Annotated in this window: 13 protein-coding genes and 1 tRNA gene; 6 read left to right on the top strand and 8 right to left on the bottom strand. The window is 68.5% G+C overall.

The window, feature by feature from the left end; all coding sequences use genetic code 11:
* Positions 1-23 precede the first annotated feature (23 nt).
* Complete coding sequence (locus tag ACNI3K_RS08515; protein ID WP_419391453.1) at positions 24-1,034, bottom strand: ABC transporter substrate-binding protein; 1,011 nt, start codon at positions 1,032-1,034, stop codon at positions 24-26.
* A gap of 362 nt (positions 1,035-1,396) precedes the next feature.
* On the opposite strand from ACNI3K_RS08515, the gene ACNI3K_RS08520 reads away from it, so the two are divergent.
* Positions 1,397-2,491, top strand: coding sequence for an NADH:flavin oxidoreductase/NADH oxidase (locus ACNI3K_RS08520; RefSeq protein WP_419391454.1), 1,095 nt, complete (start codon positions 1,397-1,399; stop codon positions 2,489-2,491).
* Positions 2,492-2,549: 58 nt separating this feature from the next.
* Here the strand turns inward: ACNI3K_RS08520 and ACNI3K_RS08525 are convergent, their stop codons facing one another.
* The 6 genes from ACNI3K_RS08525 to ACNI3K_RS08550 form a co-directional block, all read right to left on the bottom strand.
* The gene (locus ACNI3K_RS08525) at positions 2,550-4,742 is read right to left on the bottom strand and encodes an FtsX-like permease family protein (protein ID WP_419391455.1); all 2,193 of its coding nucleotides are present in this window, start codon (positions 4,740-4,742) and stop codon (positions 2,550-2,552) included.
* Positions 4,739-5,425 carry an ABC transporter ATP-binding protein gene (locus tag ACNI3K_RS08530; protein WP_419391456.1) on the bottom strand — a complete coding sequence of 229 codons (687 nt, stop codon included), beginning with the start codon at positions 5,423-5,425 and terminating at the stop codon, positions 4,739-4,741. The genes ACNI3K_RS08525 and ACNI3K_RS08530 overlap by 4 nt, the downstream gene beginning before the upstream one ends.
* Positions 5,418-5,948, bottom strand: coding sequence for a PadR family transcriptional regulator (locus tag ACNI3K_RS08535; protein WP_419391457.1), 531 nt, complete (start codon positions 5,946-5,948; stop codon positions 5,418-5,420). The genes ACNI3K_RS08530 and ACNI3K_RS08535 overlap by 8 nt, the downstream gene beginning before the upstream one ends.
* Before the next feature lie 138 nt (positions 5,949-6,086).
* Positions 6,087-6,854 (bottom strand): ABC transporter permease, encoded by a 768-nt coding sequence (locus ACNI3K_RS08540; RefSeq protein ID WP_419391458.1) that lies wholly within the window; start codon positions 6,852-6,854, stop codon positions 6,087-6,089.
* Positions 6,851-7,741 carry an ABC transporter ATP-binding protein gene (locus ACNI3K_RS08545; protein ID WP_419391459.1) on the bottom strand — a complete coding sequence of 297 codons (891 nt, stop codon included), beginning with the start codon at positions 7,739-7,741 and terminating at the stop codon, positions 6,851-6,853. The genes ACNI3K_RS08540 and ACNI3K_RS08545 overlap by 4 nt, the downstream gene beginning before the upstream one ends.
* The gene (locus ACNI3K_RS08550; protein WP_419391460.1) at positions 7,738-8,094 is read right to left on the bottom strand and encodes a GntR family transcriptional regulator; all 357 of its coding nucleotides are present in this window, start codon (positions 8,092-8,094) and stop codon (positions 7,738-7,740) included. The genes ACNI3K_RS08545 and ACNI3K_RS08550 overlap by 4 nt, the downstream gene beginning before the upstream one ends.
* A 146-nt stretch (positions 8,095-8,240) precedes the next feature.
* Between ACNI3K_RS08550 and orn the strand changes: the two genes are divergently transcribed.
* From orn to ACNI3K_RS08565, 3 genes are all read left to right on the top strand, one after another.
* The gene (gene orn, locus ACNI3K_RS08555; protein ID WP_419391461.1) at positions 8,241-8,846 is read left to right on the top strand and encodes an oligoribonuclease; all 606 of its coding nucleotides are present in this window, start codon (positions 8,241-8,243) and stop codon (positions 8,844-8,846) included.
* 76 nt (positions 8,847-8,922) lie between these two features.
* Positions 8,923-8,995: transfer RNA gene (locus ACNI3K_RS08560), tRNA-His, on the top strand.
* Between the two features lie 141 nt (positions 8,996-9,136).
* Complete coding sequence (locus tag ACNI3K_RS08565; RefSeq protein ID WP_419391462.1) at positions 9,137-9,922, top strand: DUF4126 domain-containing protein; 786 nt, start codon at positions 9,137-9,139, stop codon at positions 9,920-9,922.
* A 47-nt stretch (positions 9,923-9,969) separates the two neighbouring features.
* On the opposite strand, the gene ACNI3K_RS08570 is transcribed toward ACNI3K_RS08565, so the two are convergent.
* Entirely contained in the window at positions 9,970-10,722 is a 753-nt protein-coding gene (locus ACNI3K_RS08570) for an ABC transporter ATP-binding protein (protein ID WP_419391463.1), read from the bottom strand.
* A 61-nt stretch (positions 10,723-10,783) separates the two neighbouring features.
* Here ACNI3K_RS08570 and ACNI3K_RS08575 point away from each other — a divergent pair, with 61 nt between their 5' ends.
* Both ACNI3K_RS08575 and ACNI3K_RS08580 read left to right on the top strand, forming a co-directional pair.
* Positions 10,784-11,449, top strand: coding sequence for an ABC transporter permease (locus ACNI3K_RS08575; RefSeq protein WP_419391464.1), 666 nt, complete (start codon positions 10,784-10,786; stop codon positions 11,447-11,449).
* Entirely contained in the window at positions 11,446-12,177 is a 732-nt protein-coding gene (locus ACNI3K_RS08580; RefSeq protein WP_419391465.1) for an ABC transporter permease, read from the top strand. The genes ACNI3K_RS08575 and ACNI3K_RS08580 overlap by 4 nt, the downstream gene beginning before the upstream one ends.
* The last annotated feature ends 6 nt before the right edge of the window (positions 12,178-12,183 follow it).

Genomic DNA, 12,183 nt, shown 5'->3' on the forward strand with positions numbered 1-12,183 from the left:
GTCACCGGACGGATGCCGTGCGATCAGTAAGCGCGCGAGTCGATGACCTCGGCGGCCTGCTCCTGCGTGAAGGACTGGTCCTCCACGTAGTTGACGGGCTCGAGGTCATCGCCGTTGACTGCTGCACGCACGAGCTCGGCAGCCTTCTCACCGAGCATGGGGTTGCACTCGACGATGAAGTTGATCTTGCCGTCGACGAGCGCCTGCATGCCGTCCTTGACCGCGTCGATCGTGACGATCTTGATGTCTTCGCCGGGCACTGCGCCTGCGGCCTCGATTGCCTCGATGGCACCCAGGCCCATGTCGTCGTTGTGTGCGTAGACAAGGTCGATGCCGTCGACGCCGTAGTTGGAGATGTAGCCCTCCATGACGGAGCGTCCGCCATCGCGGGTGAAGTCACCGGTCTGCGAGTCGATGGTCTCGATGGACGAGCCCTCGATGGCCTCGTTGAAGCCCTCGGCGCGGTCGTTGGCCGGAGCCGAACCGGTGGTGCCCTCGAGCACAACCATGTTGGTGGGCTCGTCGCCGAACTCCTCGACTGCCCACTCGCCTGCCTTGACGCCCTCAGCCTTGAAGTCCAGGCCGACCCATGCTGCGTACAGGTCCGGGGAAGCGGTGACGGTGCGGTCCTCGAGAATCACGGGGATGCCTGCGTCCTGCGCCTCCTGGAGCACGTCGTCCCAGCCGTCTTCCACCACGGGGGCGATGACGATGGCGTCGACGCCCTGGTTGATGAAGTTACGCACGGCCGAGATCTGCGCGGCGGGGTCGTTGTCCGCTGCGTTGAAGACCAGCTCGAAGCCGTTCTCCTCGGAGAACGCCTCCTGCATGGACTCGGTGTTGGCGGAACGCCAGCCCGACTCTGCACCGGTCTGTGCGAAGCCGACCGTCAGCATGTCGCTGGTCTCTTCGGTTTCGGTTCCACCGGTAGCAGCGTCGTCGGGCGTCTCAGCCTCGCCGTCGCTCGAGCAGCCGGCCATGGTCAGCGCCGCAGCACCTGCGAATGCGATGGTGGACAAGAACTTTTTCCTCATACCAAGAACCTCCTCGTTCTGGTCCGGCGTCAATGCCGGATGGGGGGTAGTTTCCCTCCGTGCCGCGATGCGGCCCGTGGTGTGAATATTAGCGCTAACATTCGGGGCCCCCGCAACCACCACGCGTCACGATTGAGTAACGAAGGCCCCTCCCCTCACGAACGGGGCCCGTGGTCGTGCTCCTTAGGCGGCTACGGAATGTGAGGGCTCACCTGTGAGCCCTCGCCTTGGAGGCCGATGCTGAGACCGGGCGAAGCCAGGTGCCGCATCGGCCCGGGGTGGGACAGGCTCGCACACGGTAGTGGAATCCCTGGCACGCCGAACGCGTTCTGCGGAGGTCTCCTCCACATGAAAGGTCCTCCATGACTCCCCCGTCCCTGTTCACCCCGCTGGTCCTGCGCGGCACCACCCTCCGCAACCGCCTGTGGGTCGCTCCGATGTGCCAGTACTCGGTCGAGGACCGCGACGGGGTGCCGACGGACTGGCACCTGGTCCACCTTGGCAGCATGGCACGCGGCGGGGCCGGTCTGGTCATGGCCGAGGCGACGGCCGTGCTGCCTGAGGGCCGCATCTCGCCGTGGGACACGGGCCTGTGGAACGACGAGCAGCGGGACGCCTGGGCGCGCATCGTCGCCTTTCTCCACTCGCAGGGCGCTGCCGCGGGCATCCAGCTCGCCCACGCGGGACGTAAGGCGTCGACCCACCGGGGTCGAGAGGGCCGCGGCGCCGTTACGCCCGAGGAGGGAGGCTGGGACCCGTTGGGGCCGTCGGCGCTTGCCTTCTCGGGGCTGGCGGACCCCTTGCCCATGAGCCACAGCCAGATCGCCGATGCGGTCGCTGCCTTTGGCGCGGCGGCCCGCCGCGCGCTCGACGCCGGATTCGACGTCCTCGAGCTGCACGCCGCGCACGGCTATCTGCTCCACGAGTTCCTGTCGCCGCTCAGCAATGACCGCACCGACGAGTACGGCGGATCGCTGGAGAACCGCGCCCGGATCGTCCTCGAAGCCCTCACCGAGGTCCGTCGCGTCGCGGGCGAGGACGTGCCGGTACTGGTGCGGCTGTCCGCGACCGACTGGATGGAGCCCGACGGCTGGACTCTCGAAGACACCGTGACGCTGTCGCGCTGGCTGCGCGAGGCTGGGGCCGATCTCATCGACATCTCGTCCGGAGGAAATGTGCCGGACGCCCGGATCACGGTGGGCCCTGGCTACCAGGTGCCGTTCGCAGCCGAGGTGCGCGAGCGCGCCGACGTGCCGACCAGCGCCGTGGGACTCGTGACGGATCCCGAGCTCGCCCAGCACATTGTGTCGACCGGCCAGGCCGATGCGGTGATGGCGGGGCGTGAGTTCATGCGGGACCCGCACTTCGCGCTGCGTGCCGCCCACGAGCTGGGTGTGCCACTCGACTACTGGCCCGAGCAGTACGAACGCGGCACGTTCGCGGATCGGCCCGCCTGAGTGAGGCACACGGGGGTGCCCGGCGGTGATGGCTACCGCCGGGCACCGCGTGCGGGTCTCACTCGAATCGAGTGACCTCCGTCTGGGTGGCCCGCCGCACGGTCCCGAACGACCCCGTGACGGCCACAGCCGCTATTGAGAGAGAGGCGGCGATCGCGAGCCAATAGCGGCCGTCGGGCCAGCCGACCGACGCGCCGTTGCCGAACCCGGTGATCAACGCCCACGCGACCGCAAAGCCCAGCCCGGCCGAGGCCAGGAGCGTCGCCGCGAGCGGGATGACCGCCTCGATCGCGATGGTCGCGCGCAACTGCCGCATCGGCATGCCAGCGAGACGCAGCAGCCCGAAGGTCCGCCGCCGGTCGAGGGCGGCCGCGATCGTGGCCACGGCGAGCGACAGTCCAGAGATGCCGACCGCGATCCCCATGCCGAGGTATGCCATCACGGCCAGCTCGCTCAGGAGCTGACCCATGCCAGCGTCACCGTAGTCCTCGCGCGTGATCGGCGACAGGACGGTGCCCTCTTGCACGGACAGTGCGGTGCGTGCCCGCTCGACCGACGGCGTCTCACCGTCTGTGACGGCGACGACGTAGGCGACGCGATCCGTGGTGGCGCTGGGTGCCGCCACCGGGTCGTCCACCGCGATGGTCTCGTTCGCGCCGCTGTCCGCCAGCATGCCGAACAGGTCGATGGCGACACCGGGGGAATCGGGAACGCCCACGGCGCCGAGGGTCCGCGCATCCTCTGCCGACATGATCGCACCTTCGACCTCCTCGGCAACGGGCCGGTAGCCGACCACCACGGCCTCGACGCCCTCCACGGATGCGAGTGCTGCTCGCGCGGCGTCTGCGTCGAGGTCGTCCATGGTGGAGGCCAGCACCGCCTCCGGCACGAGCAGCCCTGCACGGTCGCGGGGCTCCAAGATGTCCTGAATGGAGCTCACGGATCCGGCGAAGACGCTGACGAGGAACACGGCGACCACCAGTCCCGCGACCGTGCGGAAGGTCGCCCTGGGGTGGCGCTCGAGGCGACCCGCAGCGACCACCGCGGCGGCGCTGCGCGCCATCGACCGGAATGCGGTGGAGGCCACCCGGGTCACCCACGGACCCGCGATCACGATGCCGACGGCGATCATGGCGAAGCCCAGCAGGAACCCGTACGAGCCCACCTCGGCGAGGTCGCGCCGCTCGGCGGCGATCCAGGTGGAGGCCGAGAACAGGGCGATGCCCACCGCGAGGGTGGTGGTCCTCCACGCCGTGACCGGCTTCTCAGCACGCTCGCGGGTCGCTCCCGGGGCACCGATGTCGTCGCTGTACGCACGCCACCAAGCCGTGGCCGCGCTGAGCGCCGCGATCCCCAGCACGACTCCTGCGGTCCACGCCCACGATGGCGTGAGATCGGCCGCATACGACGTGGTGCCGTTGAGCAGCATCTGCGTCGCGGCAGGCCGCAGCGCCGCCGCCACCGCGAGCCCGAGGGCGCCGCCGACCAGCGCTGTCAACGCCATCTCCCAGGCCGACAGCCACGCGACGGCGCGCTTCCCGGCACCGATCAGCCGCACCGTGGCGAGGCGGTCGCGGCGCTCGGCCGCTCCCAGTTGGCTGACGATCGATATCAGGAGCACGATGGGCACGAGAATGGCAATGGCACCGAGCGCGAGCACCATCTGGAACGTGAGCGAGGAGCTGTAGCGCAGGTCTGTGGGGAATCCCTCGATGATTCGGGTGCCGGGCAGCGGCGCGACGGAATCCCAGGGGGCCCCGGCGAGCACCACCAGATGACTGGGGCCGCTGAGCATCTCACGAGGCAGCTCCCCCACGCGCTGGCCGTAGCGGTCCTCGAGCTGGTCGGCGGGGACCGACTCGATCAGCTCGATCATCGCTGGCGAGGCGTAGTACTCCCCCGGACCGGGGACGGGCATGTCGTGGGGCAACGTGAGATCCGTGTGGACCGCAGCGGCCATGCGCAGCACCGTCGCCGTCGTGCCTTCGAAGTAGTCCTGGGTGGACGCCGCGAGCATCGTCGTGGAGGTGGGCTCGGGGACGACGAGTTCGTCGCTAGCGTCGTACTCGAGCCACTGTCCTTCGGGGTCCGTCCACGCCGCCCGGGCATCGCGATCAGGCATGTGCAGAAACGCCCCCAGCAGGATCAGCAGCAGGCCCACCCCGAGGGCGACGCCTGCAACGATCGCACCCAAGCGGCGGTAGGCAGCTCCACCATGCAACAGCAGCAGGCGGGAGGCGGCCGGCTTCACATCGGCACCTGGACGCTTGCGCCGGACAGCAGCCCGTCCCGCACGATGACCTCGCGGTCGGCGTATGCGGCGGTCCGTGCATCGTGAGTGATGAGGACGACGGTCGTGCCGGACTCGCGCACGACGTCGAGCATCGCCGTCAGCACACTCTCTGAGCTGACGGAGTCGAGAGAGCCGGTGGGCTCGTCCGCGAACAGCACCAGCGGACGGGTGACAAGGGCGCGCGCGATCGCCACCCGCTGTGCCTGGCCGCCGGACATCGATCCGGGCGACTTGTCGACCTGGTCGCCGAGGCCCAGCCGCTCGAGCCATGCGATCGCCTGTGCGTTCGCGGCCCTGCGCGACCGTCCTGCCATCAGCAGGGGCAGTGCCACGTTGTCCGTGGCGGTCAGGTCAGGAAGAAGCTGGCCGAACTGGAACACGAAGCCGATGCGCTGCAAGCGCACCTTGGCCCGCGCATCGGCGCTGAGGGCGGTGAGGTCCGTGCCGTCCATGACGACGGTGCCCGAATCCGGGGTGATCACTCCAGCGAGGCAGTGCACTAGCGTCGACTTGCCGGAGCCCGATGGCCCCATCACAGCAAGCACTTCGCCGCGCTCGACGGTGAGGTCGATGCCGCGCAGCGCGGACGTGGGGCCGAAGGACTTGGTCAGTCCGGTGGCGGTGATGATCGGGTCAGCCATGGCGGCGGATCTCCTTGTCGATGTCGGTGAGCCGGGCGCTCGTGAGGTCGATCCAACGCAGGTCGGCCTCGATCTGGAACAGGGCGTGGTCGATCGCGAGGCGGTCGAGCAGCGACGCCGACGCCTTCGCGGTGGTGAGCTCGCGCATGCGGGCCAGGTGCGCGTGGCGTTGGATGTCCAGCAGCGCGTCGGCATCGTCGTGGAGGACGAGCGCGAGGATGGTCTTTGCGAAGAGGTTGGACTGCAGGGTGGGCGACGGGGTGTCCGGCTCTCGCAACCACTCCGCGAGCCGCTCGCGGCCCTCTGCGGTGACTGCGTAGCGCTTGCGGTCGGGGCCGGCGCCGGGCTCCTGGCCGAGCTGCTCGATGAGGCCGTCACGGATCATCCGAGACAGCGTCGCGTAGATCTGGCCGAAGGCGATCGCCTTCGCGGAGCCGAAGATCGAGTCGTAGCGGGTCTTGAGGTCGTAGCCGTGGGTGGGCCCCGTGCTCATCAGGCCCAGCAGGGCGAGTGATCTGTCCATGTCGACACTATACCTCGGGTGTATACCCTGAGTGTCTATAGGGGATGACCCTGAATTTGCCTCATTGGCAGCACAGCAAAACGGCCGATGCGCACCTCCCGGGAGGTGCACATCGGCCGCGCTTGCGGGTGTGCGCGCTCAGCCGCGCGGCGTCGACCTCCGCAGGAACAGGTGGCCGACCACCCCGCACACCAGCGTGACCGGAGCGGTCCACGCCGCGATCGCCACCAACGAGGTGCCGGTAAGGAACTCCCCCACATCACCCCAGGAATCGGTCGTGGTGACGAGCCACCCGGCACCGACCAGCAGCGCCGCCAAGCCGATGAAGAAGGCGTAGAGCCCGTACGGCCCCCACCGGACCCACACAGTGGCAACGGCGGCGCCGAGGAAGAAGAACAGCAGCATCGCCATGAGGTACAGGAACCACACCGTCATAAGAGATTCGCCTGCGAGCCCCCACGGCGCGAAGAACGTCGCTCCCAGGCCCCAGCCGTCCGTGGCGCGCTCGACCGCCGCGATCGCAGTGACCCCCGTCGAGTACAGCAGCGACAGCAGCACGAAGTACAGGACGGAGCCCAGGTAGTAGTCGCGGCGCGTGACGGAGAATCCGAGCGCGAACTTGAACGTGAGGTTCATCGCCTGCACCGCCACCACCATCATGAACACGACGATCCATGAGATGCCGCCGTTGTACTGGAACGCGTCGGGCTCGAGGTTCTCGACTCCACCCGCCGCGTTGGCGACCATCAGCCAGATCGCGAGGTTGACCGCGAAGATGGCCGCGGTGATCACCCACGGCACCACCAGTGTGGGCACCGGGTTGGCGACGTGCAGCCTCACCACGTCCCAGATGCGAGCGGGAGCGCCGGCGGCCGTTGGCGCGGGCGCGATGTCGGTGGTGGTCATGCGCTCTTCTCCTCAAAATCAGTCCCTCCGCCGGTGCGGCTGACGACGAGTCCCTGCAGTGACACCGGGCTCGCCTCGAGACCGGCCGACGCGGCGGCGCGGCGATCCTCCGCGCTCAGTCCTGACACGGTGACCGAGGCAAGCCCGCCCATGTTGGTGCGATCGAGCACGTCCCGGCCGCTGGCGAATGCCTCGACATCCGCGATGCGACCCACGAGCGTGGTCGCGGATGCCCTGAGCTCGTCCGCATCCGCGTCGATCACGATCCGCCCCTCGTCGATGACGAGCACGCGCTGGAGCAGGTTGGCGGCCTCGTCGATGAGGTGCGTCGAGAGCACGACCGTCCGCGGGTGAGCGGAGTAGTCCTCAAGCAGCAGGTCGTAGAAGCGCTGCCGAGCGACGGCGTCGAGGCCCGCGTAGGGCTCGTCCAGAAAGGTAAGCTCGGCTCGCGACGCGAGCCCGACGATCACGCCGATCGCGCTGCGCTGACCGCGCGACATCTTCTTCATGGGCCGGTCGAGCGGCGCCTTGAACGCATGGACGAGCCGCTGCGCGAAGTCCGCATCCCAGTTATCGAAGAACCAGGGCGCGGCACGCAGCACGTGCTTGCCCTTGAATCCATCCGGGTACACCTGGGACTCCTTGATGAAGCACACCCGGCGCAGGGCCGGAGCATTCTCCACAGGGCTCTCGCCGAAGATGCGCACGGCTCCCGATGTCGCGAACTCCTGACCCGTGAGCAGCTGCATCATCGTCGTCTTGCCTGCGCCGTTGCGGCCCAGCAAACCGTGGATCCCGCCCTCCTCGAGGGAGAACGTCGCCTCCTGCACCGCGTGCACCTTCCCGAACCTCTTGGTGAGCCTGTCCACCTCAACGATGGCTGTCATCGCTCCATCTCCTTCCTGATCATGTCCTGTACGTCCTTCACACTTATGCCGAGCCCCACCGCGCGCTCCGCCACCGGGCGCACGTGGAGTTCGGCGAATTCGGCCCGCCGGTCTGCGAGTAGCCGCGGCCGCGCGCCTGCACTCACGAACATGCCGATGCCTCGGCGCTTGTAGAGAATCCCTGCGTCCACCAGCAAGGTGACGCCCTTGAGCGCCGTGGCCGGGTTGATGCGGTGGAACTGTGCGAGCTCGTTGATCGATGGCACCTGCGACTCCTCCGGCATCGAGCCGTCGAGGATCTGCCCCTCGAGGCTCTCCGCGATCTGCAGGAAGATCGGCCGTCCGTCGTCCACCGTTGTCGCCCTCCACTCGTCGTCGTGCTCGTTGGTTAGTTACTTAACCAACTAACCAACCATGCTGCAGGACTGCTGTCAAGTGCTGGCGCCGCATCGGCCCGAAAATGCCTGGGAAGCTGCACCATCGCCGTACAGTGGGCGCCATGGCTGATATCCCCCTGGTCTGGATCGACTGCGAGATGACTGGCCTCGACACGGCGGCAGATGCCCTGGTCGAGGTCGCCTGCCTGGTCACCGACTCCGAGCTGAACGTGCTGGGCGACGGCGTGCAGGTGGTCATCAAGCCGTCCGATGAGGCGTTGGCGCAGATGAACGACTTCGTGACGCAGATGCACACCGATTCCGGGCTGCTACCCGTGCTGGCAGCCGGGGTCACCATGGCCGAGGCGCAGCGCCTGGTGCTCGAGTACGTCAAGGAGTTCGTGCCCATTGCGGGCAAGTCGCCGTTGGCGGGCAACACCGTGGGCATGGACCGCCTGTTCCTCGAGCGCGACATGCCAGAGTTGATGGCGCACCTCCACTACCGCGTGGTCGACGTCAGCTCTCTCAAGGAGCTCGTGCGCCGCTGGTACCCCCGCGTGTTCTTCAACGCCCCGGCCAAGACCGGCGGGCACCGCGCGCTGGGCGACATCCAGGATTCGATCCGCGAGCTGCGGTACTACCGCGAGACGGTGCTGGTCGAGATGCCGGGGCCGGACTCCGACGCGGCGAAGGCCGCAGCGGCGAAGGTGTCCCCCGCCGCAGAGTAAGCCCCGCCGGGCGGGCCGTCGTCTGCCGGCTCTACGGCTTGGTATGATCTTCGCTGGCCCACTTCGTGGGCCGATGGTGGCTATAGCTCAGGTGGTAGAGCACCTCGTTGTGGTCGAGGGGGTCGCGGGTTCAAGTCCCGTTAGCCACCCGCAGGACAGAAGGGCCGCTCCTCGCCGAGCGGCCCTTTTGCTTTTCCGGGTGGCACCGGTCGGCGGCGAGAACCCGGCGCAACGGGCTATCGTTGACCGGTCACCCACGCGCACCTCTCGTGCGCGGAACGGAGGTACGGATGCTCGCAGCGCTCACCGGCGCAGGCCTGTCCGCAGCGGCAGGTCTCAACGCGTTCATCCCACTGGTGCTCGTGGGCGTGTTCGCACGCTTCACGGAGTTCATCCAGCTCCCCGCGCACCTCGAGTGGCTGCAGTCATGGCCCGCGATCATCATCTCGCTCGGGCTGCTGGTGGCCGAGCTCATCATCGACAAGATCCCTGGAGTGGATCACGTCAACGACCTCATCCAAACCGCCGTGCGGCCCGTCGTCGGCGGCATCATCTTCGCGGCCACCGCCGCATCGACCGTCGTCGACGAGTCGAACTTCTGGCAGGACAACCCACTGATCGCCGGTGTGGTTGGGGCGATCATCGCGCTCTTGACCCACGTTGCCAAGGCCGCATCGCGTCCGGCAGTGAATGCCTCGACCGGCGGCACCGGCGCTCCCCTGGCCTCCTTCGCGGAGGACGCGATCTCGGTGGCGCTGGTTCTCATCGCCATCTTCGTGCCCGTGCTCGTCGTGTTCGTCTTCCTCTTCATGGGGATCGCGGTGTACCGGATCGTCACGACAGGCCGGCGCCGGCGCCGGCACCGGGAGATGCGCCAAGCAGAGGAACGTCTCGAGCGCGAGTCTCAAGAGGCCGAGGGCGGAATGGTCGCGTGGTGGAGATCCAAGTGGCGCGAGCCGCGTCGCCTGTCGCGCTCGGCGCGCCACGCATGGATCGAGGGCAAGGATGGCGGCCCAGGGTCTGACGCGAGCGCCGACAGCGCCCAGACACCCGGCTCACCACAAAGTCCCAAGTAGGCGGAATCAACAGGTCCAGCCCGCGCATCGGCCAGCGGGCCTCAGAACTAGCCGGCGATCGCGCCGAAGTCGGCGAGGAAGTCCTTGACGAACTCGTTCGCGGGGCTGGTGGTCACCTCATCGGGCGTGCCGATCTGTTCGATGGCGCCGCCCTCGGAGAACACCGCGATGCGGTCGGCGAGGATCACGGCCTCGCGAATGTCGTGGGTGACCATCATCACGGTTAGCCCCAGCTGACGCTGCAGATCACGGAACTCCTGCTGGAGGCTGCGCCGGCGCTGCGGATCTACGGCGCCGAAGGGCTCATCCATCAGCAGCACGGGTGGCTCGACCGCGAGCGCCCGGGCCACGCCCACGCGCTGGCGCTCGCCGCCCGAGAGCTCGTGCGGGTAGCGGCCCCCGTAGGTCGAGTGGGGCAGGCCCACCAGGTCGAGCAGCTCCTCAGTGCGGCGCTGCCTGCGGTCCTTGTCCCACCGCAGCAGGCTCGGGACGGTGCCGACATTCTGCGCCACGGTGCGATGCGGGAACAGCCCCACGTGCTGGATCATGTAGCCGATCGAGCGCCGTAGCTGCACGGCGTCCTGGCTCATGACGTCGGAGCCGTCGACGGTGATGGTGCCGGAAGTGGGCTCCACCAGCCGGTTGACCATGCGCAGCGTCGTCGACTTCCCGCAGCCGGACGGCCCCACCAGGCACATGATCTCGCCCGGCGCGACCTCGAGGCTGAGGTCCTTCACCGCCACAGTGCCGTCCGGGTACTCCTTGCGGACGTGCTCGAAGGTGATCCCGGCGTGATCCATCCCGCCACGTTACCGTGCGGGCGGCTGGTCGCCGGGGTCCGCGCCCTGTAGGTTCTCTGAAATGGACGCGCCCGAGAATCCGTGGCTCTCCTTGGATTACCTCGAGCGCAACTGGGACGAGGTGTCCGAGCAGCTCTTCATCCACACCACTCTCACCCTTCAAGCATTGGCGATCGCCGTGGCCATCGCGTTCCCGCTGGCGGTGATCGCGCGGCGCATGCCGCGCCTGTCGGCACCCATCATGGGCGTCAGCGGCGTGCTGTACACGATCCCGTCCTTCGCGCTGTTCGGGCTACTGGCCCCGTTCACCGGGATCGGCCGCACCACCGTGCTGATCGGCCTGGTGGCGTATGCGCTGCTGGTGCTCGTACGCAACATTGTGGTGGGGCTGCAGGGCGTGGACCGAGACGTCACCGACGCGGCGCGCGGCATGGGCTACACGCCCACCCGGCTGCTGTTCCAGGTCGAGCTCCCCAACGCCCTGCCGTCGATCATCGCCGGCCTGCGGATCGCCGCCGTCAGCACCGTCGCTCTCGTGACCGTGGGGGTGGTCGTGGGCTACGGCGGCCTGGGCCAGCTCATGTTCCGGGGCCTGCAGTCCGACTATCGTGCCCAGATCATGACGGCGACCCTGCTGTGCCTGGCCCTTGCGCTGGTGCTGGACCTGCTGCTCGCGCTCGCTGGGCGTCTTGCGATGCCGTGGGCGCGACGAGGGGCGTCCGCGTGAGCACGCTGAGCGAGGCATGGGAGTACCTCACGACGGCCGAGAACTGGACGGGGGCGAGCGGCATCACCACGCCCACCTTCGACGGCGGATGGCGGTTCGCTCAGGACTCGATCATCGCGCTCACGCTCGAGCACCTGTGGATGAGCTTCGCCGCGGTCATGCTCGCCGTGGCCGTCGCGCTGCCGCTGGGCGTTTTCCTCGGTCACGTGCGCAAGGGCGGCGCCGCGACGGTGGTGACGTCGAACGTCAGCCGCGCCGTCCCTACCCTCGCGCTTCTCACGCTGTTCGCGGCCTCGGCCATCGGGTTCGGCAACAACGCCGTGATCCTGGCCGCCGCCATCTTCGCATTCCCGCCGATCCTGTCCAACGCCTTCACGGGCATGGCGGATGTCGATCCCGACATTCGTGAGGCGGCGCTCGGGCAGGGGATGACTCGCTTCCAGGTGGCTACGCGTGTCGAGCTGCCCCTGGCAGTGCCCCTGATCGCCGCCGGACTGCGCACCGCAGCCGTGCAGACCGTCGCGACCGTGCCGCTCGCGGCGCTCGTGGCCGGTGGCGGCATGGGCGTCATCATCAACACCGGTCTGGCGACGCAGCGCTACGGGCAGGTGCTGGCCGGGGCCGTGCTGGTGGCCGCCGTCGCGCTGGCGACCGATGCCGTGATGGCCCGGCTCCAGCATGCGGCGACCGCCGCTCCGCTGCGCGAGGCGGCGACTTCCGCCGCCTGAGCCCGC

Origin of the sequence: Demequina ureilytica, assembly GCF_048553575.1 — a bacterium.
Taxonomy (GTDB): Bacteria; Actinomycetota; Actinomycetes; order Actinomycetales; family Demequinaceae; genus Demequina.